Raw genomic sequence first — 25278 nt, 5'->3', positions numbered from 1 at the left:
GATATGGAAGTAAATAAACGATTGGCCCGCGACGCCAAAAAGAAAGGCATTTGCGAAGAATGGTACGGCCGCCTTATAGATACCAAAGGGAAAGACGAACTTATTAAAATGTACCTTGAAGGTATCGACTTTTGCCTAAGCAACGAGTACCCCAGCAACGAATTTATACGCCAGCACTTCGTAGGTACTTGCGAAGCCTACGGCGTGTTCCTCGACCAAGCTATTACGGCAGGAAACTTCCGGCACGTAGTAGCCCTTGGCCGTTGCGAGGGTACCGCCACTTACGACGGTTGGAACGTAGGGCAGGTATTCGCAAAGCACCAAAGCCGGTTAAAGGTTCTTGCTACCGGTAATTCCTTCGTAATGGTAGACGTATTCGACGATACCACCGTAGAAGTAGAAGCACGGGATAACGCGAAGATTTGCGTAAACCACTACGGCGGGAACTTGACGACTACCACCGGCGACGGCGAAGGTAACGCGATAATAAAAGTTATTCGAAAAACGACTAAAACGTATTGATATGGCAGACGAAAGTAACATTATCCTAAATATGCCCTTCGATGAAGCGGCCGGTTCTACCATTGCTTACGATTACAGCAAGACACGGGCGGACGGTACGGTAGTAGAAGCAGATTTTACCGGCGGAAAGCAAGGCAATTGTATAAAGTTCGACGGTAACGGGCATTGCGATATAGACAAAAACGTAATTCCCCTTACCGGGAACTTTACCCTGCTTGCCTGGTTGAAGCGTTCAGCCTTCCCGGACGGCTTTACAGGTAAGCGTATCGGATTCTTTGCCCGCTGGGAAGCCATAGAAGGTTATACGGAAGCGTGGTTTAACCTTGCGGCCGATACTTGGGGCTATTGGGCTATCGTCAAAGAGGGCCTAACAATCCGCATTTACCTTGATACGGCATTGGTGCAGACCATTACGCTACCCGCCCAGCCTACCGGTTTCGCTATCCTGCAAGACATCTATACGACCGCCAACGGGTACGGTTGTATCGACGAAGTTAAGGTATATAATACCGCCTTGCCGCAGGAAGAAATTACCGAAAGTATTGCTACGGTGGCGCAATTGGCTTACAGTATAGACGGAACCGATTTTAAGGCTTGGGATATTTATGTAAGCGAAAGTAACGGCCTTCTTGACCGTCCCAAAATGAAAACCCCGGTTTCCGTTGATTGGCCGGATTATCACGGGGAGATAGTAGACCTTGAAAACAAGATACTGCAACCCCGCGAAATAGCCCTTAATTGCTTTATGAAAGCGAACGGGAAGGTAGACTTTGTTACGAAGCTAAACGACTTCTTGGACGTATTCAACCGGCCCAACACCCAGCGGCTTATGGTAGATATACACCCTACGAAACCGTTGCTTTACGAAGTCTATAACGAGAACGGGGTAGCCATTAACAAACGTTGGAACGACGACCTTATGGTAGGAACCTTTACCTTGAAATTGAAGGAACCCGACCCGGTAAAGCGTATCGTACGGCACCAGCGTTTAAGCAATGATACGAAAACGCTAACGATTACCCTAACCAGCAAGAAGGCGGTTACTATCTTTTGGGGCGACGGAACCCAAACGAACGACGTTTACGGAACCGACGTAACAGCGAGTCACGAATACACGACCGACGGAATTTTTTACGCCATTGTCGCCGGAGTTATCGAAGAAATAGAAAGTTTCACTACTAACGGTATTATCGTATGGAACAAATTATAGTAAGACACCCGGACGGGACTACGGCCCTATTGACTTCGCGGGCGCGTAAGTCCGGAGTTACCAAGGCCGAACAAAGTATTACGCTGTTAGGGGCGGATACGGTGGCGATAACCGTAAAAAGTGCCACGCCCTTAACCTTCCACTTGGGCGACCAAATAGACGTTTACGGGAAGACTTATACCCTTAACCAGCTTCCGGGCATTAAGAAGACCGGAAACCGGAATTTCGAATATACCCTTACTTTCGAAGGCGTACAGTACGAGTTAATCGACGTGCAATTTTTGTTACCGGACGATACCGTATTAGATAGCTTTACGGGCGATTTAGAAGACTTCTTAGGTATTCTTATCGGGAACCTTACCCGCGTATATCCGGGTAAATGGGTGTTAGGCGTTTATCCGGCCAATACGGAGTATAAAACGCTTACCTATACGGAAAAGAATTGTTTGGAAGTGTTGCAAGACCTTTGCGAACAGTACAGCACCGAATTTGAGATTACCCAAGCTAACGGCGTTCGTACGCTCAATATCAAAACGGCCGGGGTAAACTTCCCCTATACCTTCCGGTACGGACGTACCGGCGGGCTTTACGAATTAACGCGCCAAAACATCAATTCCAAGAACGTAGTTACCCGGCTATACGTCTACGGCGGTAGTAGCAACCTTGGGGACAAATACCGTTATACCCGTCTTTGTCTTCCGGGCAAAGCTAAAAACGCTTCCTACATCGAGGACGCGGCCGCTATTGCGGCTTACGGGTTGAAGGAGAATACAAAGATATTCGACGACATCAGACCCGAACGCTACGGCGAAGTAACAGCCGCCGGAAGCGCGTATTATGCTTTTAAGGACGCTACTATGAACTTCGACCTTAACGAAAAGGATAGCGCGGGTAATACAAAGTGGCTTATCGACGGAGCTACTGCAAAGGTAAAGTTCACTACCGGAAACTTGGCCGGCTATGAATTTGACATACACAAGTACGACCACGCGACGAAGGAAATACAGGTAGTACCGTTCACGGACGAAAACGGCATGAAGTTCCCCAGCGAAACAAGTGCGGCGTTTCAGTTCGGCGTAGGCGATAAGTATTTCTTCACGGATATAAATTTGCCGGACACTTACAAGACCGACGCGGAAAACAAACTCCTTGCGGAAGGCAACAAGGCAATAACCGAATACAGCCAGCCGCAAGTACAGTACGGGTTAAGTATCGACGAAAATTTTATACGTCAGTTCGCCGGCGAACTGACCGTAGTAAACCTTTTTGCCGTCGGCGATTATATCCCAGTGGAAGATGAAGACATAGGCGTAAACAAATCGGTACGAATTACGGCCTTTACGCGCGATTTGCTGCGGGAATACAAGTATAATATAACCTTGGGCGACAGCGTAACCAAAACGACGATAACCCGCGTTATCGAAGACTTGCAGAAAATCGACAATGTTATAGAGATAAACGACCTTGCCGACCCGTCGAAGGCCCGCCGCAATTGGAAAGCCAGCCAAGAAGTATTAGCTAATGTTTTCGACCCCGAAGGACACTATTACAGCGAGAAGATAAAGCCGCTTTCGATTGAAACGACCATGTTAGCCACCGGCGCACGTTCCCAGCAGTTCGTATTACAGAACACCCGCTTTGAACCGAACTACGAAGGGAATCCCAATACGGTAAAGGTGGTAGGCGGTACGTTGGTTCACTATACGATAGCGGAAACCGTAAAAAGTTGGCAGCTAAATACGGCCACCTTTTCGAACCTTGTAAGCGGAACGGTCTATTACATATACGCCCGTTGCCAAAAGACAGGAACGGCCGGAAACATCGTTTTCGACACAGTACAGCGAGCGGTAGACGGCGACCCTACATATTATTATTTCTTGATAGGGAGCCTTAGCAGCGTGATAACCGATACCGACGGGAACCGGCCGGCGCGTCTTATCGCCCTAACTTATGGCGCAACGACAATTAACGGTCGTTTCCTTGCTACGGGGCGGATTCAAAGTGGCGACGGACAAACTTATTTCGACTTAGACGCCGGAGAGATTGGGGGGAACATTAAATTTCGTGCGTCTGACGGGACATTAAAGGATGTTGCTGAATTGGAACAAAGCGACATAGAATATTTGCGAGATGCTTTTAAGGATGCAAGAACAGAAATAGAAGGCGGTGTAGCCCTTTCCGGATTTATAGGTGTACGCGATACGGAACAGAATGTAGCAGCTGCTATGGCCGGTTATAATCCCACCGGAGAATCCGATTATCCGTTGATATTCGCAGGAGCGCAACAAGGGAATGTAGAGTATTACGGATGGACAAGCAATAGCTATACCCATATCTACACCCAAAGCGCGACGCCGAGCAATGGGGATAATTGTTTCGACAATAAAGGCTCTGTCGTAGGAACTGTAACGAATATCGTAGGGGCGCAAATTTTCGCATTATCCACAACGGGCGAAACCTATCAACGCAATACCGGAATCGACTTTACCGCGAAAACGCCCTCTGCAATGGAGGGCAACCGGGCCAAGTTCCGAGTATATAAGGACGGACGATGCGTTTCCAATTACTTTGAAACGAGCGGGTCGTATAAAACGATATATACAAAAACCAACTGCCCGCCTTCGCAATTTACTACGGTGTTGGCAGTTTCCGAAAATTGCTACATGGCCTTGACCGCCGGAGCACAATTCGGGGTTTTAATGGAGGCCAACGAAGACCATAACGGGTATAATTGTGCGTTATATAATTCATCATCATATCCCTGTACGGTCGTAAAGGGTACAAAATCTTCCTATACCCAAGTTGGGGTATTATCTCCCGGTGAGTTAATGGAGTTTGTGAATATTTATGGAACTTGGATTTTACGAAACCATACTCGCTATTCTACGAAGGCAGAAAGTTAGTTTTTAATTTTTTACCAACAAGCGTATTATAATAATACGCAACGGGGTATTTTTGTGTAACTTAATATTTCGACAAAATGAGTACAACAAGAGGGGGCGAAACGGTTTCCGCCCAAATTGGAACAATCGGCCCCATTGAAGGGCTAAGTACGGGTAACTTCAAAATGGAAGATACGCCGTTTAACATTAAGAACGACGGAGAAACCGCCGTCGTTCTTGAAGTAAACCTTTGGGGCATGGAGCCGGGCAAGTTCGTAGCTACGCGCTTCGAAATAGGTTGGAACCCCGAAATAGTCCGCGAGATTAAGCAAACGAGTATTAACGCTACCCTTGTTTGGGGGTACTAAATCTTATACGGCTATGGGTTTATTGATTGGAGTAGGAAACACGAAGCCGACGTTTCCCTACGATTACTACTACGGTATAGAATGGGATTCTAACGTAGCTTCTTCGGCTTGTACCCGAATTGGTCGCCCGGAACTTCACGTTTCGCTGCCTATTCAAAGTAAAATGCGCCGTTGTGTCTTGCGCGACAACGGAACGGTAGCTTATTACCTTCACGCGAACGACAGCACCAAGCGCGATACGGGAGCCGCCGCCAAACTTGACGGCACCGACGGGCAAGTAATGGTAGAAATACCAGCCCACTACCGCAAATTTGAAGTAGACGGTACTAAATTCCGGTGCCTTCTTTCCGAACACGCGCTACCGGGGTTCCATTTGGTGCAGCTTGCCTATCGTTCGGCTTACGAAGCGGCCGTAGACCGCACCGTATCGGCTACGCCGAAACTTGCAAGCGTCGTAAATACTTCTACGGCTTTCCGTGGCGGTAACAATACGGCCGGTTGGGACGGAACATATAGAAGCCTTTTAGGTATGCCGGCTACATCTATCAGCCTTACCAACTTTCGGAAGTATGCCCGGAACCGGGGGAATGCCGGCAAGAACGGGGCCGGTTGGAATTGCGACGTTTACGAAGTACAAAAAACTTGCTGGTGGCTTTACGCCGTCGAATACGCTAACTTTAATTGCCAACTTGCCTATAACGCGGAACCTACAAGCGAAGGATATAAGCAGGGCGGATTAAGCCAAGGCGTTACCAATATGAGCGATTGGGACGGCTATAACAGTTATAACCCTATGGTTCCTTGCGGGGTTACCAACCCGTTGGGAAATAAGACAGGCGTAGTAAACTACACATACAAGAAAAGCGACGGAACCGACGGCCAAACCCTTAGCGTACCCAGCTACCGAGGTTTGGAAAATCCTTTCGGGCACGTATGGAGTTGGACGGACGGATGCAAGTGCAATATTCAAAGTGCGGACGCGGGCGGCGTTAGTGAGTTTTTCGTATGTACCGACCCGGCCAAGTTTCAAAGTAACGACTATACCGATTACGAGAAGCGCGGCGAGCTACCCCGCAATGAAGGTTACGTTAAAATTATGATGATTGGCGAGTACGGCGAAAATATGCCGACAGCAGTAGGCGCAAGTTCTACTACTTACTTCGCCGATTACTTCTATACGAACGTAGTAAGCAATACCGGACAAAGGGGCGTGCTTTTCGGCGGTGCTGCGTATTCCGGCGCGTATGCCGGCTTTTCGTGCGCGAGTGCGAGTAGCGCGGCTTCGAATACGGGTGCGTATGTCGGCTCCCGGCTTTGCTTTTTACCCGCTTGAAACGACACGTAACGGAACGCATTTAACAAAGAAGTTTAACTACGGCGGGCTTTCGAAGTAGCTCAAATTAGGACGAATGCCCGCCGTTCAATTTTTCGCAAAAATGGAAAACAACAGGCAGGACGACGGAAGTTTAGCTTTCTTGCAGATTGAGCCGGACGCGAATAACAAGCACTTCAATTGTTCGGAAATAACCCAGCAGAAGTTAATTAACCTTTCTTTTTGGGTTATTGACTTCTTGGACGACGTTAAAACGAAGTTCGGAACCGGTCGCTTCTTGGTTAAGATTAAGTTCAATAAAGAAGACCCGGATAAAGACGCGCGGAAGTTCTTTACCAATTCGCAAGAAATTAAATATATCCTTGGGAAGATTAAGGAGCGTAACGCCTTCCCGCGTAAAGTAACTATGCGGGCTTCGGGAACAAGGTATTATTTCGAGTGAAAATAAAGGCGGTTTACCCTTGGGGCGTGCTTTTCGGCGGTAATGCGAATAACAGCGCGAATGCCGGCTTTTCGTACGCGAATACGAATAACACGGCTTCGAATACGAATGCGAATGTCAGCTCCCAGCTATGCAGATTTTAACGGGGTAAAAACCTTGCCACTTGGCAAAAAACAACAACTATTTAAGGGGTATTAGTAGGACTTCCCGAACATTCCCTAAGGAATCAGCAAATAAGTAGTGCGATGAAGCGAATAGGTAACTTGTACGAGAAGGTTTGTTCTATCGAGAACTTGCAGCTTGCGGACGAAAAGGCCCGTAAGGGTAAGTTACGCACGTACGGAGTTATCGAACACGATAAAAAACGGGAAGTGAACCTATTGAAGTTGCGCGAAACCTTGCTAAACGGTACTTTCCATACATCGAAGTACGACGTATTCACTATTTACGAACCCAAAGAACGGGAAATATACCGCTTGCCTTACTTTCCCGACCGTATTTTGCACCACGCTATAATGAACGTCTTAGAGCCTATTTGGGTTTCGACCTTCACGGCGGACACTTATAGCTGCATTAAGAACCGGGGGATTCATGCGGCCGCGAAGAAGGTAAAACAGGCCCTACGGGAAGACCCGGAAGGTACTACGTTTTGTTTGAAATTGGATATTCGCAAGTTCTACCCTTCGATTAACCACGACGTGCTAAAATCCATTCTGCGCCGCAAGTTGAAGGATAAAAGGCTACTTCGCCTACTTGACGAAATTATAGATTCGGCGGACGGCGTACCTATCGGAAACTACCTAAGCCAATATTTCGCTAACCTCTATTTAACCTACTTCGACCATTGGATAAAGGAACAGAAGCGGGTAAAGCACTACTTCCGCTACGCGGACGATATTGTAATACTTGCTTCGGATAAATCCTACCTTCATTCCTTAATGGGCGAAATTAGGGCGTATTTGGGGGATTTGAAATTAGAGGTTAAAGGGAATTGGCAAGTTTTCCCCGTAGCGGCTCGCGGTATCGACTTCGTAGGATATGTATTTTTCCACACGCATACCCGAATGCGAAAGGGCATTAAAAAGACTTTTTGCCGGCGGTTGGCGAAGCTGAACAAACGGAAAAGGCCATTATCCGAAAAGGACTTTAAGCAGGCTATTTGCCCTTGGTGGGGTTGGGCGAAGTCTTGCGATAGCAAACACTTGATTAAGAAACTTTCTAAAACATCGAAGTATGAAATCAAATTCAAACGATAGACCGCCCATTTTGCAGGACTTGGGCAACGGCAGTTGGCATTACAACTACAATATTACCGAAGTGGAAGTAACGCCGGAACCTATGGCCGAAGCAGAAGGCGACCAGGTACCGGCCGCAAGGAAGGCGTACGATTACGACACGGTGGAAGTATGGGGCCGGCCGGATTACGACAAATGCGTAAAGGCCGTTTTGCGTTCCCGCCGGGACGAAACCGAAGAATTTAGCCTTATCAATAAGTACAACGCTTTCGTACTTGGGCTATCGACGGACAAAGCGGACAAAACCGAATACGAAAATTACCTTAAAGAAGTGCTTGCGGTTAAAGCAATGGTTCGGGCCGACCTTGCCGCCGCCGGTATCGACGTAGGGGCAGCGGGAATTTAAGCTATGGAAAATATCTTACAGACCTTCGGGCCGCAACTTATTATTATAGCTTGCGTTTACGCGCTTGTTTTGTTCGTGGTCTTCCTTGACCTTTGGGCCGGGATTCGAAAGGCCAAACAACGGGGGGAATATCGGTCTTCGTACGGATTGCGTAAGACAGTAGACAAAATAAGCCGGTATTTCAATATGATACTCGTAATTACATCTATCGACGTGGTGCAAATGTTGGCTATTACGCAGCTAAATCCGCAGACGAACCACACTTTACCGGTATTGCCGTTTTTTACGTTTATCGGGGCTATGTTCGTGGGATTTATCGAATTAAAGAGTATCTACGAGAATAGCGAAGCCAAGGAGCGGGCCAAAATCGGGGATGCGGCTAAAATCCTTTCGCAAATCATCCAGCATAAGGACGAACAGGAGATTATAGCCGGGGTTATCGAGTATCTAAAAAAGGAAAAAGAGAAAGGGGGCGACAATGAAACTAACGCTTAAACGGCGATACTTCGCCGAAACCTATACTATCGGTACGCTGTTTATTGACGGGGTGCGTTTTTGCGATACCTTGGAAGACAAGAACCGGGACGACAACCGAAACGGCAAATTTGACAATGGGGAACAGAAGGTAAAGAACGAAACGGCTATACCGTTCGGAACCTACGAAATAACCGTAAACCGTTCGCCGCGCTTCGGGCGCGACCTTCCTCGCCTTTTGAACGTACCGCATTTCGACGGCATTCTAATTCATCGTGGCAATACCGGTAAGGACACTTCCGGCTGTATTTTGGTCGGAGAAAACAAGGTAAAGGGGCGGGTTATCAATTCCACGCCTTACGAACTTGAACTTACAAAGCGGTGTAAGGCCGCAATAGCCCGGAAAGAAAAAATCACTATCGAAATCGTATGAAAACAAGAACCTTTATAGCTATTCTTTGGGGGATTGCGGCCGTTTCTTTTATCGGGTGTTCCACGCCGCGAAAGTTGGCCGGCAGCACGAAGGAAACGGCTAAGACCGAAGAAAAGCGGAACGAAACGACGGCGGCCGAATTTCGCCGGACGGTAGACAATACGAAAACCGAAGGCGTAGAAGTAACCTATACGAAAATCGAGTTTTTCCCGCCGAAACCCGATACCCGGCAGGCAAAGCCGGACACTATGCAGGCGGGCGGCCCGTCTAATCCGGTTGCAGACACGCCCAAGAACCGGCCGAAGGAACCGAAAGAGAAGCAGCCGCCCGATACCGGAAGGCAGGGAGCTATTAAGAGTATCGAAACCTTCACGGTAAAACAGAAGGCCGAAGCTACCGGGGTAACGCAGGAAGAACAGAAGACGGAAACGACCAAAACGGAAGAAGTGAACACGGACACCGATAAGGAAACCGATATTACCGAGAAGCCGGCGGCCGACCCGTACAGGTGGCGTTACATTTTCGGGATTTTGGTACTATTGGCGGTTGCCTTTTTCTTTCTTCGGAAGACGAAGGTATTTACGGCTGTAGCCGCCTTCTTCCGCAAATTGTTTTAGCGGAGATAAAAGGAAAGCACCCAAAAGGGCCTTAAAAATGGGTTCCTTTTTGGGTGCCTTGCGTGTAAAACCTTAATAGTTAAGGTTGTCTGCGGAGAGGGAGGAACTGATGCCCTACTACCGCGCGTGGGCCGAGGTCTTCCCCGCCAACGCCGCAATCCGGTGGATGGCGACCGAAGGCCGCGAGGGAACCGCCCCGGAGCACCTTTCGCGGGCGTTGCGCACCTCGGGATTCTACGTCCTGCGCAGCGGCTGGGACGCCGACGCCACGGTGATGGTCCTCAAGGCCGGGCCGCAGGGATTCTGGCACTGCCAACCCGACAACGGCACGTTCGAACTCTGGCACCGGGGCCGCAATTTCTTCCCCGACTCGGGCTGTTACGTCTATGCGGGCGACAAGGAGGTGACCGACCAGCGCAACTGGTTCCGCCAGACGCAGGTGCACAACACCCTGACGCTCGACGGCCGGAACCTCGAACACACCGATTCGAAATGCCTGCGCTGGGAGACGGACGACGCGACGCACATCGTGACGGTCGGGAATCCCTCCTACGAGGGCCTCACCCACCGCCGCACGGTGTGGTTCGTCGACCGGCAGTTCTTCGTCATCGCCGACGAGGCGTCCGGAACGGCCGAAGGAGAGGTCGGCCTGCACTACAACCTCGTGGAGTGCGACCCGGCGGAGGATTTCGCCGCGTGCTCCGCAGCGACCCGCTTCAGCGACAGCAACAACCTGCTGCTGAAAGTTTTCGGAGCGGAGCGGATGGAACGCCGCGAAGGCTGGGTGTCGCGCACCTACCGTCAGCGCACGGAACGTCCGGCCTACGCCTTCACGGTGCGGAAGCGGGCCGGGAAGCCCGTGCGGCTGGTGACGGTGCTGCTTCCGGCGGAGGATGCCGCGGGGCAGCGCGTCGAAGCCGTCTGGCGCGGGAACCGGCTGCAAGTCAAAATCAACGGAACAAAATACAACCTAAAATAACTGCCATGAACCGAATCCTGATGACCCTCTGCGCCGCACTGACGCTCGGCGCGGCATCGGCCGCCGGAACCACCCCGGCTCTGGGCGACGAAAAGTCGCTCTACGACCTGCTGGACCTCGAACGTCCGGGCATGGAGGCCGTGAAGAAAGCCGTCGCCAAAGGCAACGTCGCCGCCGCGGACAAGGAACTGCTGAAATATTTCCGCACGCGCAAGCCCGTAGAACTCTTCGGCCTCGACCTGGAGAACGTCAAGGTGAACAAACTCGAGCAGAAGCAGGCCGACGAAGCCCTGGAGCACAAATTCTACGCCCACAAGGGCTACCAACCCTCGTATTTCTACGGCGACGACATCGACTGGCGCTACTGGCCCGTGAAGGACAACGAACTGCGCTGGCAGCTGCACCGCCACTACTGGTTCATTCCGCTGGCCAAGTGTTACTACACCACGGGCGACGCGAAATACATCGACGCCTGGATGGACCAGTACACCGACTGGGTGAAGAAAAACCCGCTGGACGGCGTCAAACGGCTGAAGGCTGCGGGAGCTTCCGCGGCCGAAATCGCCGCCGAAAAGGAGAACATCCGCTTCGCATGGCGTCCGATGGAGGCCGGACGCCGTCTGCAGGACCTGCTGACGGAGTTCGCGCTGACGATTCATTCGCCGCGCTTCACGCCCCGGTTCCTCAACCTCTTCCTGCGCACCTACCGCCAGCACGCCGACCACATCCTGCACAACTACTCCAAGCAGGGCAACCACCTGCTGTTCGAAGCCCAGCGGATGCTGTTCGCGGGCATCTATTTCCCGGAGTTCCGCGAAGCGCAGGAGTGGCGTCGCAGCGGCATCGAGATTCTCAACCGCGAAATCGGCGTACAGGTCTATCCCGACGGGATGCAGTTCGAGCTGGATTTCGGATACCACATCGCCGCCATCGACATCTTCCTCAAGGCCCTCGGCATGGCCCGCGCCAACGGTTATGAGGGCGAATTCCCGGCCAGCTACATCGAGACGGTCGGGAAGATGACCGCCGTCACCTGGAACCTGCTCTTCCCCGACTGGTCCAACCCGATGTTCGGCGACACCAAGAGCCACGACAAAAGCTCCCTCCAGCGGCAGTTCCGCAGCTGGAGCAAGGTGTTCCCCGGCGACAAACAGCTGCAATGGTTCGCCACGGAGGGCCGCAAGGGCGCCCTTCCCGACTACACTTCGCAGCAGTTCCCGGAATCGGGATTCTACGTCCTGCGCACGGGATGGGACAAGAACGCCACCGTGACGGTCGTGAAGGCCGGTCCCCCGGCGTTCTGGCACAACCAGCCCGACAACGGCACGTTCGAGTACTGGCGCCGGGGGCGCAACTTCTTCCCCGACTCGGGCAGCTACGTCTACGGCGGCGACAGCGCCGTGCTGGCCCAACGCAACTGGTTCCGCCAGACCCGCGTGCACAACACCGTGACGCTCGACGACCGCAACCTCGAAAAGACCGACTCGGAACTCCTGCTCTGGGACGCGACGCCCGAGCTGACGACGCTGGTGACCGAAAACCCCTCCTACGAGGGCCTAACCCACCGCCGGGCGATGTTCTTCACCGGGAAGGGCCTGCTGGTGATCGCCGACCTGGTTTCGGGCCCGGCCGCCGGGAATGTCAGGGTGCATTTCAACCTCTGCCCGGGCCGGATCGAATACGCCAGGGACGGCACCGTGCGCACGCTGTTCGCCGACGGCAACAACATCCGCATCAAGACCTCGGCGACGGTCCCCGTGCAGATCCGCGAGGAGGAGGGATGGGTTTCAACCGCCTATCGTAAGAAGGAGGAGCGTCCGGCCTACGCCGTCGAGGCGCCGAAGACCGCCGGCGGCGAACTGCTGTTCATCACGGTGATCGCCCCCGACGAGGCGCCTTTCCAGGGTTCGATCGCCATCGTTCCGCAAAAGGCCCCCGTGGGCGACACGTTCCGCTTCGCGGTGCGCGTGGGCGCCAAAACATACGATTTAGGGTATGAACTCAAATAAGGCTCCGATGACAATCATGTATCCAGTCCTGCTGCTGCTGGCCTGCACGCCGGACGTTGCCCGGGAAAAAGAGGCCCCGAACGGGTTTACAGCGCTGCCCGAGCGGGTGAACATCCAGGCCGACTCGGCCCGGATGAGTCAGGTGATCGACAACGAGTGGGTCGCCGTGGGCATCCGCAAGGACGAAGCACTCGGCCTCGATCATTCCCGCATGTACGGCGGAAAGCCCTCCTACCGCTTCACCCTCGGACGCGACGACAACACGCTCGAAGGCTACGCCCCGGGCGAGACCAAAGGCCGTTCGGAACTTGCCTGGTGTTATGCCACGGCAGCCGATTTCGCGGGTCTTCCCGACAAGGCCTACTCCGACGCCCAGCGGATGAAGACCGTCTACCACCACGGCAAGGGCATCTGCCCGCAGGGCACGTCGTGGAGCTACACGTTCGCGGTCCGGATTCCCGCGGAGTTGAGTCCCGAGGTGTCGACGATCTTCGCCCAGTGGCACGGCATGCCCGACCGGACGCTGGTGACGGCTCCCGACGGCCGTGTGATGAAGCTCCCGGCGGAGGAGTTCCTCGCCATGCAGGACACCGTCATCATCAAGAAAGACATCGTCTACGAACGCGTGGAAACCGTGGATACGAAGGGCAACAAAGTCTGGAAAGCCGGCAAGCCGACAGGCTGGAAGGTCGAACAGGGCGGCTATCCTCCGCTGGCGTTCGGGTTCTCGAACGGGTATTTCTACATCAAGGCCAACTCCGACCGCCGCTGGTTCACCGACAAAACCGACCGCTGCAACGCCAATGCAGCCAAGGCCAAGGTGATGGTTCCCGTCACCTCGGAGTTCAAAGCCTCGACGATCGCCGCGCGGATGCCCTTCAGCGAGTTCCCGAAGGACCGCTGGGTCACCTTCACCGTGGAGATCGACTGGACGCAGTACGGCGGCGAAGCCGAGACGATCGTGCGTCCGGGACGCCTCGACGTATGGATGGCCCATGACAGCCGGACGAACCATCTGGTAGACAACGAGCAGATACTCATAGGCCGCAACGACGAGGACGGCTACTACTTCAAATTCGGCATCTACCGCGTGGGCGACAGCACCGAGCCCGTGAGTTACAACCTCGCCGGATATGCCCAGCGGCAGCGCTGATCCGGGGCAAAAACAACAGAAAGAGGCGGGATTTCGGTCCCGCCTCTTTTCGTTCATGCGCGATTGCCATACCGGGCCCGCCATGTCGGGGTATTTCCGGATTACTGGCCCCAGCCAGGGTTCTGCTTGCATTTGGGCATCATGTCGAGATCGCGCTGCGGAATGGGCAGCAGTTCGTGGCGGCCTTTGATGATGTACCGCGAGACGGCATAGTTGGCATTGGAATACCAGTCGACCAGCTCCTGGGCGGTCTCCATAACGCGGTCATAGTAGATGCCCCAGCGGATCAGGTCCTGCTTGCGGTGGCCTTCGAAGCAGAGCTCGTAGGCACGCTCCTTGCGGATCGCCTCGCGCAGGTCCTCGCGCGAAAGACCATAGGAAAGGTCGTGCTTCGTGTCGCCGAAACCGCGGCGGCGCACAGCGTTCACGGCGTCCACGGCATCGACGACCGAGCCGCCCGACTCGTTGAGCGCCTCGGCGAAGAGCAGCAGCACGTCCGAATAGCGCAGAATGTACCAGTTGACGTTCGACTTGTCGTTGTTGACGATGTAGTTCGCCGCTTCGACATACTTCTCGGTGTCCCACTTGCCCGGCGTGAACAACTGACGCTGGCGGTTCTTCTGCTCCTCGGAGGGAGTCGCGCCCGAAATGGTCGAGAAATAGGTGATCGGGCCGCTACCCAGCGTATGATCGTATTTGTAGTCGGCGATCGAAAGCGCCATGCGGGGATCGTTCTGCGCCTCCCACTCGCGGGTAAAGTTATAGGTCACTTTCCAGTTGGCGGCATTGCGTCCGCGCTCGCCCTCGACCGTGGTAGCCGACACACCGTTCCATTTGCCGATACGTCCGGCCGTGTTGTCGCTGTCGAGGCCCGTCGGCGAGTAGAACGACACTTCGATCAGGCTTTCGCCCGCATCCCAGATACCGTTGCAGGTGTTCTTCCAGACGGTTTCGTAGTCGGAGATCAGACGGTGCTTGCCCGACTCCACGACGCGGCGGGCGGCCTTCTCGGCCTCGGCCCATTTCGACTCGTCGCGCACGGGATAACCGGCCCACGTGCAGTAGACCTTGGCCAGCAGGCCCAGCGCGGCCCCCTTCGAGAAACGATAGGCGTTGGTCGTGCGCCGGGTGTCGTCGACGGCCCACGGAAGCACCTCGGCGGCATATTTCAGGTCCTCCTCGATATAGGCGTAGACATCCTTGGCAGCGGTCTGCTCGAAGGTCTCGTCCTTCCTGCGCGAATCGGCCGTCGAGGTCATCAGCACCACGTTGCCGTACCAGCGCACCAGCTCGAAATAGAACAACGCACGCAGCGCACGGGCCTCGCCCAGGTAAATAGTGGCCAGTTCGCGGTCCGAAGAGCCCCAGTTGTCCATACGACCCGAAACGGTCTCGATGAAGTCATTGGCATCGTAAATCGCCGAGTAGAGCTTCTGCCACGTGCGGGAGATCTGCGACGTCGAGGCGTTGTGGGAATTGGTCGGAATCTCGCGGAACGAAGTCGTCGAACTGCCCTCGCACTGGGCAATGTCGGTCGAGATCGTGAACAGCAGCGACAGGTGATACGAATAGGTATACTCGTTCGCCAGGTTCTTGTAAACGCCCTGGAGGACGGTCTCCGCCTCCTTGGCATTGTTCAGGTAGTTGTCCTTGCCGGTCTCCGAATAGGACTCTTCGTCGAGCAGATCGGAGCACGAGGCGAACAGCAGGCAGAGCGGCAGGCAGTATAAAAGTATCTTTTTCATGGTTTTTATCGTATTAGAAGGTCAGATCGATACCGAACGTATAGACTTTGCTCTTCGGATAGGCTCCCCAGTCGAGCGAAGGGGTCATGGGATTCGACGCACGCATACTCACCTCGGGGTCGTAGCCCGAATAACCCGTCACCACGAAGAGGTTCTGGGCCGTGAAGTAAAGGCGCAGTTTCGAAACATAGAACTTGCGCGTCCACTGCTGCGGGAACGTATAACCGACGGTCAGGTTCTTCAGACGCAGGAACGAACCGTCCTCGATGAAGCGCGAGTAAATCTCGTTCTTGATATAACCGTCCCAGGCCGGCACCTTGTTCGAAGCGTTGGTCGCCGTCCAGCGGTCGGCCACCTCGGCCATCAGGTTGGAACGCTGGTCCTGCGTCTGCGAAGCGTAGAGGCGGGTGGCGTTGTAGACGTCGTTGCCGTAGTTGAACTGGAACATGAAACTCAAGTCCACGCCCTTGTACGACAGGGTATTGGTGATACCGCCGTACCATTTGGGCGTGCCGTTTCCGATCACCGTGCGGTCGGCCGTCGTGATCACGCCGTCACCGTCGGTGTCCTTGTATTTGACCATACCCGGCTTCACGGCCACTCCGGCGTGGTCTGTGATGTCCGTAACGCCCTCCTTGAGGACATACTCGCCCGTGGCGGCATTGACGTTGAAATCCGAAGTCTGGTAGACGCCGTCGAAAACATAGCCGTAGATCAGGCCCAGCGACTGACCGATGCGGGCCGTGTAGTCGTAACCCGTGTAATCGCTGTTCCAGCTCGCCGTGGTCATCATCTCCTTCGCTCCGCCGGCCAGCGCACGCAGTTCGTTGCGGATGAACGAAATGTTGAAATCGGTCGTCCAGCGGAAGCCGCTCTTCGAGGCGATGTTCGTCGAGTTGATCGCAATCTCGACACCCTTGTTGCGAATCTTACCCACATTCATCCACTGCGACGCGAAACCCGAGACATAGGCGCGGTTGGCGGCCATCAGCAGGTCCTTCGTATCCTTGAGGAAGAAATCCGTCGTGACGTTCAGGCGGTTGCGGAACAGACCCAGGTCGATACCGATGTTGGTGCTCTGCGAGGCCTCCCACTTGATGCTCTCCGGCAGCTGCTTGGGCGACAGGACCGTGATGACGTTGTTGCCGTAGCCGTACTTGCTCTGCGAATAGAGTTCCAGCGAGAGGTAGTTGGTGATGCGGTCGTTGCCCACGACACCCCAGCCGGCACGCAGCTTCAGGTTGGAGACGACATCCTGTTTCTTCATGAAATTCTCCTCCGAGATGCGCCATGCCGCCGAGAACGACGGGAAATAACCCCACTTGTTGTTCTTGCTGAACACCGTCGAACCGTCGGCACGAATCGTCGCCGTAAAGAGGTAACGGTCCCGGAAATTGTAGTTCGCACGTGCGAAGAACGAGACGAGCAGCTTGTCCGAACGGTTCGAATTCGCTGTGGTCGGCGTAGCGCCCAGCCCGAGGTTGTCGTTGGCGATGTTGTCGAACGGGAAATCGGTGGCTCCGGCCAGCAGGTACTCCGATCCCTGGAATGCGGTTTCCTGGCCGAGCATCACGTCGAAGGCATGACCCCGCTTACGCTTATATTTATAAGTCAGGTAGTTGAAATTCGTCCAGCGGACATTGCGCGTCATACGGGTCGAACCGTAGGGAGTCTGGCCGTTGCGGTAGGCCTCCTTCGATCCGTCCTGATAGAAGATGTAGTTGCGGGCGTTGGAGGTGTTGTACGTTCCGGCGGTGCGGAAGGTCCAGCCCTTGCCGAAATCGATGTTCAGCGCCAGGTTGCCCGACCACATTTCGGTCTTCGTGGTGTTGATCACCGACTCGGCCTGCTTGATGGGGTTCACCTGCGACAGCGACTCCGAGGATTCGAGCTCCAGCGGGTCGATCGACGACGCCAGCAGCTCCTCGTCGGTCATCTTGAGGCCGGCCGTGGGACGTGCACGCAGAATCTGCGCCAGCATGTTGAAACGCCCGTTGTCGCCCGAGGTGCCCACACCGCGCTTGTCGGTGTTGGCGTAGTTGACCGTGGTTTCGATCGTCACGGCTTTCGAAATTTTATGGCTCACGCGCACCTTGGCCGTGATCTTGTTGAAGGCGCTGTTCTTAAAGATACCGTTCTCGAGGAAGTCGGCGAACGAAAAGGCGTACTTGGTCTTGTCGTTGCCGCCCGAAACCGAGACGTTGTGGTCCTGCGACCAGGTGGGACGGAACGTTTCGTTCTGCCAGTCGACGCCCTTCACGTTGCGATAGTCTTCGATCGACTGATACCGGTAGGGAATGCCGTTGTCGTCGTTCCCGGCCTTGTAGTAGGTCGAACCGAACTTGTCGGGCCACGCCTCGGTCTGCAGTTTCACGAATTCATAGGGCGAAAGCAGATCGAGGGTCCCGGAAATCTGGCGGTAGCTGGCCGAACCGTTGTAAGTCACGACGGGACGCCCCACCTTACCGGATTTGGTCGTCACCATCACCACACCGTTGGCCGCACGCGAACCGTAGATGGCCGACGAAGAGGCATCCTTGAGCACCTCGATCGACTCGATGTCCGAGTTGGAGAGGTAGTCGATGTTGTCGACCTGGAACCCGTCGACGATGTAGAGCGGCGAAGTGTCACCGTTGACCGACCCCACACCGCGCACCTTGATATCGAAACCGGCACCCGGAGTACCGTCCGTAGCGGTGATCTGCACACCGGCGATCTGGCCTCCGAGGGCCTCCATCACCGAACCGGTCTTGAAGCCTTCGACATCCTTCGAGGAGACCGAAGCGACCGAACCCGTCAGGTCGCCGCGCTTCACGGCGCCGTAACCCACGACCACCACTTCGTCCATGATGTTCGCTTCGGGAACGAGTTTAATGTCCAGCCGGGTCTGGGCGGCGATCTTCACCTCCTGGGACTTATAACCCAGGTAGGAGAAAACCAGCACGTCGCCCGTCTTGACCGGAATCGCGAACATACCTTTCAGGTCGGTCGAAACGCCCTGCGTCGTGCCCTTGACCACGACGTTGGCTCCGATAGCCGGCTGGTCGTTCTCATCGACGACCTTACCCGTTATCTTGTTCTGGGCCGACGCCGCGAAGGCCAGCATCAGGGCGAGAAGGGTCAGCACCCCTCTCAGCCCGAAAGCCCGGTTTATCATGTATTTCATAGGTTTCATGTTCAGTTAGGTTTAAAATTTCTCGTCGAACCAAATCCAGATGGGGAAGATCTGCGAGCCGGAGTTGATACCGCCCGAATTGCCGTCCGTGACGAAAGTCATCTGGGCGATGAACGCACCGTTGGCTGCCACGTTGTTCGAGTCGATCCATTTGTTGGCATTCACGACGACCGATTTGGTGGCAGGTTCCACATAGGCCAGCGCCGAGCCCAGACGCGCCGTATTCACGTAATAGGAAATCGGGTCTTTCGAACCGGTGCCCACCGTTGCCGAACCGATGCTGTTATAGTACGCCTTCCACATCTGATACAGGAACGTGTCGGTACTTGCGGCCGGAGTGCCGTCCTTGTGCGACGCGGGACCGCCGATATTGTAGTAGTTGAACGTGCGGCGGTAATCCAGCAGGAACGACGAAAGATTGGGCACACCGGTGATTTCCGGAACAACCGAGGTTCCTCCCCGGCGCGGATTGACCTGCATGACGAACGGTTTGTAACGAACCGTCACGCCGGACACGGCAACGTGGAACGAGAAGAAAACGGGAACCGTGATCGACGTCTCGCCGACCTCGCCTTCACCGGCGGTAGCCGTCACCAGGACCAGACCGCCGTTACCGGACTTGAATCCCTTCGGCGTGATGGCGCCCGTCTCCGAATCAATCAGCGTACCCGAACACTGGTGCTTGATCTTGATCGACCACGAAAGTTTCGTGCCCGGTTTGGCGTCGGTCGTCGGCGTCAGTTCCGTGAAATCCGCGGCGGCCGCGAAATAGAACTGGTTGGCATAGTTTTCAACCGGAGTGAGGCCGAGGTTATTGCCGTAAGTAATCGTCGTGAAATAGTAAGGATTCTCGTTGACGGTCAGTTTGAGGGTGGTTTCCGCCTCACCTTTCAGGTTGGAAGCCTTGACGGGAATGTCATACACCCCCATCGGGATCGAATGTCCCTTGGCGGCCGAAACATCGCCCGTCACCGGATCGATCGAAATCTGGCCCTGAACCCCGGCGGGAACGTCGCCCAGCGAGAAGGTCACCTCGTCGCCGACAAAACCGGCCTTCTTGGAAACCTTGAACTCTCCGCCCTGAATCGCCACAGCATCCTCATAGCCAAACTTATCAGATTCGATAGGAGCTATGAACTCGATCACGCTCAACGTATAGGCGCCGTCGAAATCGGTCGAGCCGAAACTGTTCTTCACCGTGAGGTCGAGCGTATAGGAGGCATCGATGGGCAGTTCGCTGCCGGCATCGACCGAGACGACACCCGTAGCCGGATCAATCTTGATTTTGTCGGTCGGATCGGTTCCCTCGGCCGGAATCACCTGTTTGATAGCCCACACGACCTCGTCGGGCGAACCCTTCAGCGAAGGCGTCGAACCCAGGAAAGCCATGTTGTATTCCATACGTCCCGAAGCCGAAGGATAGCGCACCTCCAACGGCTCGCTGGTGATGCGTGCCGTCAGCAGATTCTCATAGGTCGCCGAACCCGCATAGGTTTCGATCTTGACAGGCAGCGGATAACTGCCCGGCATCACCTCGCCCGTGAATTCAGCGTTATATGTCACAACGCCGTCTTTGGAGATGGTAAAGTATTCGAAACCCTCCGCCTGAACGAGCGAATAGTTCAGAATCGACACCGACTCGCCCACCGGCGCCACCGTGACCGAAGCTTCGGTGGTCTCCAGTTCGGCATAGGGAATCACGAGCGTCGGCTCGCTCACCTCGATCGCCTCGGGCGTGGCGGAAACCATCCGCACCACGAAGATATTCTCGAAGCGGTAGGCGCCGCCGCCGGCCTGACACGCGATCGTCAGTTTGTAGGTACCGGGGTCGAGGGCATCCGTATTCGAGATGCTGACCATGCCGGTATCGGCACCGATCGAGAAGCACTCGGACGTGAAGGCCTTGTCGTCGAGCGTGATGCCCGCAATCGAGAAGTTGGACGGCGCGGGGCCGTAGTAGGTCGGGGTGCCCGACACGAAATTCATCGAAGGACCGATGTCCACGACCGTCGGATAGAAGAGCTGCAGGTCGCCGCTCTTGGTATCGTCGTCTTCGCAGGCCGCGAGCACGACCGCGCAAAGAGCGGTCAGCGCTGCGAAACATACGTTTCGAAACAGGGATTTCATAGGTTATTGCGGTTTTAAGGTTACAGGGTATAGGACAACGCAGGATAGGAAACACCCCCGACCTGCACACGGACCGAACCGCCGGTCTCCGACCAGTCGCCCAGCGTGATGGAGACCTCTTCGGCCGAAGCGTCGGACGTCGGCAGCAGCACCGTGGCATAACGCACGACCGGTTCGTCGGCCGTCTTTTCGAGGTTCAGCTGGTAGGCCTTGCGCTCCGCAGTCTGGTTGATGTTGTAGGAGACGAAACCCGTCTTCTGAACGTAAGCGCCCGACTTGCTCGCCCGGGTGCGCACCAGCAGGTTGTTGCCGTCGGCGAATGCCGTGTGGAAACCGCCCTCGGAGGTATCGTACACCACCTGCGCATCGGTTCCTTCGGTGATGTTGAAATTCAGATTGACGGTGCCCGCAGCCGAGCCGTAAGCCTCGTCGAGGATCACATAGAATTTGTCATCTACCATAAAGATCGTGCGGCGGTGCGTCAGCCCTTCGTAGGAGGGATTCTCCAGCACCAGCGCCTGGTACGAGTGGCCCGAGCCCGACTTGGAGAACTGCTTGAGCATCTTGCCGTCGCTCGAAACGTTCTTATTGTCGAGCGTGACGGTGTTGTGGGCCGTCGAAGCGGCATACTTGCGCCGGTCGGCATTCGACGAAGAGGTGCCCCCGTAGGAGAAGCAGCCCGAGTCGGGGAAGAAATTGCGGCCCTTGACCCACAGTTCGAACGTGTTGTTGTCGTACTGGCGGTGCCACTGCTCGGAAGGTCCGTCGGGCGTGTTCTGCAACACCATCATCATGTCGGCCACGGTCCAGCCCGTGCGCATCACGTAGTAACCGCCGTCGGGGAAGGTCTTGACCTTCGTTTCGGGAATCGTCCCCTCGGCACCGGCCGTCGCCATCCAGCGCATCTGCTCGTTGTCGGGGAAGAGGTTGTAGTAGTTGGTCAGGTTGCGCTGAAGCACCCGTGCGGTCCACGTGGCGCGGCGCGTGTCGGCCATGTTGGGCACCGTGTAGTCGGGATAGATCATGTTCATCACCACGTCGGTCATCTTGCGCATCGACTCGACGTAACCCGACGAAAAACGACTCTCCTCGCCGTTGCGCTGCGCCACGTCCAGCGACACCCGGAAATCCTCGATACCCGAGATGTGGTAATGCAGGTCTCCGTCCTTCAGCCAGCCGTCGGGGAAGTACTCCGAGGTCACCGCGTCGCCAAGGACGCCCGTGCCGCTCGTCTTCCACGCCGCAGCGTTCTTCAACTCGGGGAACAGCATGCCGGCAAAGGTCACGGCCTGCGCCTGGGTAATGCGGTGGTTGGAGTCGGCCGAATAGTTGTTCATGATGTGGTTGGCATGCTCGTCGAGATGCTTCAGCACCTCGGTCAGCCATTCGATCGTGACGGACTCCGACTGCTGGTAGTACTCCAACAGGGCGCACTGGTCGATCAGGCGGGCTGCCACGTCGAGCGGACGCCACGAAGCGTGGTTGGTCACGTCGGTGCCCTGCTCGGGCTTGGGATTCTGCTTGATCCAGTCGCCGTAGACCTCGATCCAGTTCAGGGCGTATTTCTCGTCCTGCGACGAATAGTAGGTCTTGGCCTGCGGAACCATCCACTGGTGACGGTGGAGCTGGTAACGCTGCTCCTGCTCGCCGGTAGGCCAGATCGTCCAATCGATGCCGTCGCCGCTCTTGCTCTTATACGAATAAGGCACATTTTCACCGGCTGCGGCATCATAGTAATTGTTGACATAGAAACGATAGTCGTTCTCACGGAGCGCGTAATCGGCCCAACGCAGCTCGTTGGCCGTGGGCGTCACACTCGAAAGGTCGACATTGGGATTCAGCCCGTGGGTGCGCGAACGGTAGTAGTTCATCAACTCTTCCAGCGCCATATAGTAGTCGCCGATGTCATAGGCGCGCTTCACCTTCGTCAGGCCGCTGTAATCGAGATTCAGCACTTCGAACACGCTGGCGTCGATGCCCTCGTTCATCGACCCCGAGCCGCTCTCGACCCACTCTTCGGCCTTCTTCATCTCGGGGAAGATCGTGCCGGCACGGAACACGGCATGGGCCTCCGTAGCCTTCGTATCGGCATCCTCCGAATAGTGCGCCTTGATATGCTCGGCCTGCTCGGCGAGATTGGCCAGGAACTTCGAAAGCAGCTGCGGCGTGAAGGAGGTCGATTGCATGAAATAATAAAGCAGGTCGCACTGGTTCTCGACGCGGTAGGCCACGTCGATCGGACGCCAGGCGTAGAGCGCCTCGCGCGACTCCTCGGGCTGCGTCGAGGGATCGGCCTCGTAGTCCACATCGCCCGTCGGGCGGGGGAAATTCGTCAGCCAGTCCTCGTAGACCGTCACCCACCCGGTAGTATAGGTCTCGTCAAGCGACGTACGGTAGGCCTTGCCCTGCGGAACCATCCACTGATGGCGATGCAGACTGTAACGCTCTTCCAGATCGCCCGAAACACGTTTCGCCCAGTCGATTTTGTTGGACGTCAGGTAGGAATAGGGTTTGTCGCCGTCCATGTACGTGCCGTTGTAGAAACGGTATTCGTTCTTGACAAGGGCGTAATCGGCCCACTCCTGCTCCTGTGCGGAGATCGAGGGTGCAATCAGATTGACATTGCCGTTGATCACATCGGTCCGTCCGCGGTAGTACTCCAGCAAAGCCTGCGCCGCCAGATAATACTGGTCGGAATCGTAGTAGGCTTTCACGGCGGCAAGACCGGGGTAATCGAGGTTCAGGGCGCTGAACATACCCGCGTCGATCACACTGTTGTCGGGAATCGTCGGCTCCGTGGAACCGGTTCCGCTGCCATTGTCCGATCGTCCCAGATCATCCGACAGGCAGCCCGCCGAGAACAGGACCGCCACGATGAAAGCGAACGCCGAAATTTCAGTAAAAATGCGTTTCATAGGTTATAGGTTATGTTAGTTTTTTCAGTGCCGGAGTCAGATCCGCCGCGGGTCGAGGCCCCGCAGCGACAGATAACGCCCGATGGCTTCGAGGTAGTAGTAGTCCGCATAATTGAGCGGAGTGTCGATCTCGCTGTCGGCGGGCAGGTGGCCGACGCTGTGCATCAGAATGAAACCGCCGTTGGCACCCTTCCTGGCCAGATAAGCGTCCGACGAAAGATTCATCAGCAGCGTCTCGGCATAATCGAAATACCTTTTGCCTTCGGCTTCGGGAACCAGCGTCGAAAGCTCGAACAGAGCAGACGAAACGACCGCCGCGGCCGAAGCGTCGCGCGGAGCGTCAGGAATGTCCGGAGCGTTGTAGTCCCAGTAGGGAATGCGGTCAGCAGGGGTATTGGGATGGTGCATGATGAAATCGGCGATCCGTTCGGCGTGCTTCAGGTATTTCGCATCGCCCGTCTCGCGGTAGCACATCGTATAGCCGTAGAGTCCCCACGCCTGTCCGCGGGCCCACGCCGAAGAGTCGGAATAACCCTGGAACGTGCCCCGGCTCTCGACCGTGCCGTCGTCGTTGTAGCTCACGACATGGAACGAACTGGCGTCGTCGCGGAAATGGTTCTTCATCGTGATGTCGGCATGGCGGACCGCCACATCGCGGCAGACGGGATCGCCCGTGTGTTTCGAGGCCCAGAAGAGCATCTCGAGGTTCATCATGTTGTCGATGATGACCGGGTAGTTCCACTCGCCGAAATCCCACGAACGGATCAGGCCGATACGGGGGTCGCAACGCGAAACGAGGCTCTTGGCGGCCTCGACGATCACCGCTTCCGAATGCCGGTCGTGCAGCGTCTGCATCTGCTGGCCGAAGCTGCAGAAGACCATGAAACCCAGGTCGTGCGTCCCCTTATAATATTGTATACCCTCCAGCCGGCCGGTGTATTTCTCCGCTTCGGCAAGGAGTTTTTCGTCGCCCGTGAAGCGGTAGCACTGCCAAAGCGACCCGGGAAAAAATCCGCTCGTCCAGTCTTTGGCATCGACGGCCCGGAACCTGGGCATCAGCGAACGGGGAAAGCAGTTCGTCGTGTCGAGTTCGGCGGCGGCGTCCAGCAATTGGCTGTCGGCCACCCCGATGGCATGTTTCAGGGATGCGATTTTGGGGTCGCGTTCCGCAGAGCACGAACCCAGCACAAACAGCGAGAGGAGACCCAGAATGGGGAGAAAATTTCTTCTCATGAGAGGTTCTGGTTTTTGGT

Annotated in this window: 19 protein-coding genes; 14 read left to right on the top strand and 5 right to left on the bottom strand. The window is 55.3% G+C overall.

Annotated elements, in window-relative coordinates; all coding sequences use genetic code 11:
• The first annotated feature begins 3 nt into the window (after window positions 1–3).
• From NQ492_RS13110 to NQ492_RS13045, 14 genes are all read left to right on the top strand, one after another.
• Complete coding sequence (locus NQ492_RS13110) at window positions 4–522, top strand: hypothetical protein (RefSeq protein WP_015545807.1); 519 nt, start codon at window positions 4–6, stop codon at window positions 520–522.
• A 1-nt stretch (window position 523) separates the two neighbouring features.
• Window positions 524–1732: a LamG domain-containing protein gene (locus NQ492_RS13105; RefSeq protein ID WP_015545806.1), complete on the top strand. Its 1209-nt coding sequence runs from the start codon at window positions 524–526 to the stop codon at window positions 1730–1732.
• On the top strand, window positions 1717–4635 hold the full coding sequence (locus tag NQ492_RS13100) for a phage tail protein (RefSeq protein ID WP_015545805.1): 2919 nt from the start codon (window positions 1717–1719) through the stop codon (window positions 4633–4635). The genes NQ492_RS13105 and NQ492_RS13100 overlap by 16 nt, the downstream gene beginning before the upstream one ends.
• Before the next feature lie 77 nt (window positions 4636–4712).
• Entirely contained in the window at window positions 4713–4982 is a 270-nt protein-coding gene (locus tag NQ492_RS13095) for a hypothetical protein (RefSeq protein WP_015545804.1), read from the top strand.
• 13 nt (window positions 4983–4995) lie between these two features.
• Complete coding sequence (locus NQ492_RS13090) at window positions 4996–6315, top strand: hypothetical protein (protein ID WP_231839843.1); 1320 nt, start codon at window positions 4996–4998, stop codon at window positions 6313–6315.
• A 103-nt stretch (window positions 6316–6418) separates the two neighbouring features.
• On the top strand, window positions 6419–6757 hold the full coding sequence (locus NQ492_RS13085) for a hypothetical protein (RefSeq protein WP_227204645.1): 339 nt from the start codon (window positions 6419–6421) through the stop codon (window positions 6755–6757).
• A gap of 245 nt (window positions 6758–7002) precedes the next feature.
• Window positions 7003–8013: an RNA-directed DNA polymerase gene (locus tag NQ492_RS13080; RefSeq protein ID WP_015545801.1), complete on the top strand. Its 1011-nt coding sequence runs from the start codon at window positions 7003–7005 to the stop codon at window positions 8011–8013.
• Complete coding sequence (locus NQ492_RS13075; protein WP_122141271.1) at window positions 7991–8398, top strand: hypothetical protein; 408 nt, start codon at window positions 7991–7993, stop codon at window positions 8396–8398. Before NQ492_RS13080 ends, NQ492_RS13075 begins: the two co-directional genes overlap by 23 nt.
• A 3-nt stretch (window positions 8399–8401) precedes the next feature.
• The gene (locus NQ492_RS13070; protein ID WP_015545800.1) at window positions 8402–8893 is read left to right on the top strand and encodes a phage holin family protein; all 492 of its coding nucleotides are present in this window, start codon (window positions 8402–8404) and stop codon (window positions 8891–8893) included.
• Window positions 8877–9305: a DUF5675 family protein gene (locus NQ492_RS13065; protein WP_015545799.1), complete on the top strand. Its 429-nt coding sequence runs from the start codon at window positions 8877–8879 to the stop codon at window positions 9303–9305. The genes NQ492_RS13070 and NQ492_RS13065 overlap by 17 nt, the downstream gene beginning before the upstream one ends.
• Window positions 9302–9922, top strand: coding sequence for a hypothetical protein (locus NQ492_RS13060; protein ID WP_015545798.1), 621 nt, complete (start codon window positions 9302–9304; stop codon window positions 9920–9922). The genes NQ492_RS13065 and NQ492_RS13060 overlap by 4 nt, the downstream gene beginning before the upstream one ends.
• An 85-nt stretch (window positions 9923–10007) precedes the next feature.
• The gene (locus NQ492_RS13055) at window positions 10008–10901 is read left to right on the top strand and encodes a heparinase II/III family protein (protein WP_231839842.1); all 894 of its coding nucleotides are present in this window, start codon (window positions 10008–10010) and stop codon (window positions 10899–10901) included.
• A gap of 5 nt (window positions 10902–10906) precedes the next feature.
• The gene (locus NQ492_RS13050) at window positions 10907–12910 is read left to right on the top strand and encodes a heparinase II/III family protein (RefSeq protein ID WP_015545796.1); all 2004 of its coding nucleotides are present in this window, start codon (window positions 10907–10909) and stop codon (window positions 12908–12910) included.
• A gap of 16 nt (window positions 12911–12926) precedes the next feature.
• Window positions 12927–14063, top strand: a complete 1137-nt coding sequence (locus tag NQ492_RS13045; RefSeq protein WP_015545795.1) for a heparin lyase I family protein — start codon at window positions 12927–12929, stop codon at window positions 14061–14063.
• 101 nt (window positions 14064–14164) lie between these two features.
• Here the strand turns inward: NQ492_RS13045 and NQ492_RS13040 are convergent, their stop codons facing one another.
• The 5 genes from NQ492_RS13040 to NQ492_RS13020 are packed head-to-tail and all read right to left on the bottom strand — an operon-like array spanning window position 14165 to window position 25258.
• Window positions 14165–15808: a RagB/SusD family nutrient uptake outer membrane protein gene (locus NQ492_RS13040; protein ID WP_015545794.1), complete on the bottom strand. Its 1644-nt coding sequence runs from the start codon at window positions 15806–15808 to the stop codon at window positions 14165–14167.
• Between the two features lie 13 nt (window positions 15809–15821).
• Window positions 15822–18974 carry a SusC/RagA family TonB-linked outer membrane protein gene (locus tag NQ492_RS13035; protein ID WP_015545793.1) on the bottom strand — a complete coding sequence of 1051 codons (3153 nt, stop codon included), beginning with the start codon at window positions 18972–18974 and terminating at the stop codon, window positions 15822–15824.
• Between the two features lie 21 nt (window positions 18975–18995).
• Complete coding sequence (locus NQ492_RS13030) at window positions 18996–21110, bottom strand: surface glycan-binding family protein (protein ID WP_044053919.1); 2115 nt, start codon at window positions 21108–21110, stop codon at window positions 18996–18998.
• 20 nt (window positions 21111–21130) lie between these two features.
• A complete protein-coding gene (gene hepC, locus NQ492_RS13025; RefSeq protein ID WP_015545792.1) occupies window positions 21131–24025 on the bottom strand; it encodes a heparin-sulfate lyase HepC in 2895 nt (964 codons plus the stop codon).
• 36 nt (window positions 24026–24061) lie between these two features.
• Window positions 24062–25258 carry a glycoside hydrolase family 88 protein gene (locus tag NQ492_RS13020; RefSeq protein ID WP_015545791.1) on the bottom strand — a complete coding sequence of 399 codons (1197 nt, stop codon included), beginning with the start codon at window positions 25256–25258 and terminating at the stop codon, window positions 24062–24064.
• Window positions 25259–25278 lie beyond the last annotated feature (20 nt).

Source organism: Alistipes shahii WAL 8301, assembly GCF_025145845.1.
In the GTDB taxonomy this organism is placed as follows: Bacteria; Bacteroidota; Bacteroidia; order Bacteroidales; family Rikenellaceae; genus Alistipes; species Alistipes shahii.
Note: the sequence above shows the minus strand (reverse complement) of the source record. Positions and strands in the feature narration are given on the sequence as shown.

Bases quoted from the DNA above. Each gene is read 5' to 3' on its own strand.
- NQ492_RS13080 (WP_015545801.1), top strand. From the start codon at position 7,003: ATGAAGCGAATAGGTAACTTGTACGAGAAGGTTTGTTCTATCGAGAAC.
- NQ492_RS13030 (WP_044053919.1), bottom strand. From the start codon at position 21,110: ATGAAATCCCTGTTTCGAAACGTATGTTTCGCAGCGCTGACCGCTCTT.
- NQ492_RS13060 (WP_015545798.1), top strand. From the start codon at position 9,302: ATGAAAACAAGAACCTTTATAGCTATTCTTTGGGGGATTGCGGCCGTT.
- NQ492_RS13100 (WP_015545805.1), top strand. From the start codon at position 1,717: ATGGAACAAATTATAGTAAGACACCCGGACGGGACTACGGCCCTATTG.
- NQ492_RS13085 (WP_227204645.1), top strand. From the start codon at position 6,419: ATGGAAAACAACAGGCAGGACGACGGAAGTTTAGCTTTCTTGCAGATT.
- NQ492_RS13105 (WP_015545806.1), top strand. From the start codon at position 524: ATGGCAGACGAAAGTAACATTATCCTAAATATGCCCTTCGATGAAGCG.
- NQ492_RS13075 (WP_122141271.1), top strand. From the start codon at position 7,991: ATGAAATCAAATTCAAACGATAGACCGCCCATTTTGCAGGACTTGGGC.
- hepC (WP_015545792.1), bottom strand. From the start codon at position 24,025: ATGAAACGCATTTTTACTGAAATTTCGGCGTTCGCTTTCATCGTGGCG.
- NQ492_RS13090 (WP_231839843.1), top strand. From the start codon at position 4,996: ATGGGTTTATTGATTGGAGTAGGAAACACGAAGCCGACGTTTCCCTAC.
- NQ492_RS13040 (WP_015545794.1), bottom strand. From the start codon at position 15,808: ATGAAAAAGATACTTTTATACTGCCTGCCGCTCTGCCTGCTGTTCGCC.
- NQ492_RS13035 (WP_015545793.1), bottom strand. From the start codon at position 18,974: ATGAAATACATGATAAACCGGGCTTTCGGGCTGAGAGGGGTGCTGACC.
- NQ492_RS13110 (WP_015545807.1), top strand. From the start codon at position 4: ATGGAAGTAAATAAACGATTGGCCCGCGACGCCAAAAAGAAAGGCATT.
- NQ492_RS13070 (WP_015545800.1), top strand. From the start codon at position 8,402: ATGGAAAATATCTTACAGACCTTCGGGCCGCAACTTATTATTATAGCT.
- NQ492_RS13050 (WP_015545796.1), top strand. From the start codon at position 10,907: ATGAACCGAATCCTGATGACCCTCTGCGCCGCACTGACGCTCGGCGCG.
- NQ492_RS13095 (WP_015545804.1), top strand. From the start codon at position 4,713: ATGAGTACAACAAGAGGGGGCGAAACGGTTTCCGCCCAAATTGGAACA.
- NQ492_RS13065 (WP_015545799.1), top strand. From the start codon at position 8,877: ATGAAACTAACGCTTAAACGGCGATACTTCGCCGAAACCTATACTATC.
- NQ492_RS13020 (WP_015545791.1), bottom strand. From the start codon at position 25,258: ATGAGAAGAAATTTTCTCCCCATTCTGGGTCTCCTCTCGCTGTTTGTG.
- NQ492_RS13045 (WP_015545795.1), top strand. From the start codon at position 12,927: ATGTATCCAGTCCTGCTGCTGCTGGCCTGCACGCCGGACGTTGCCCGG.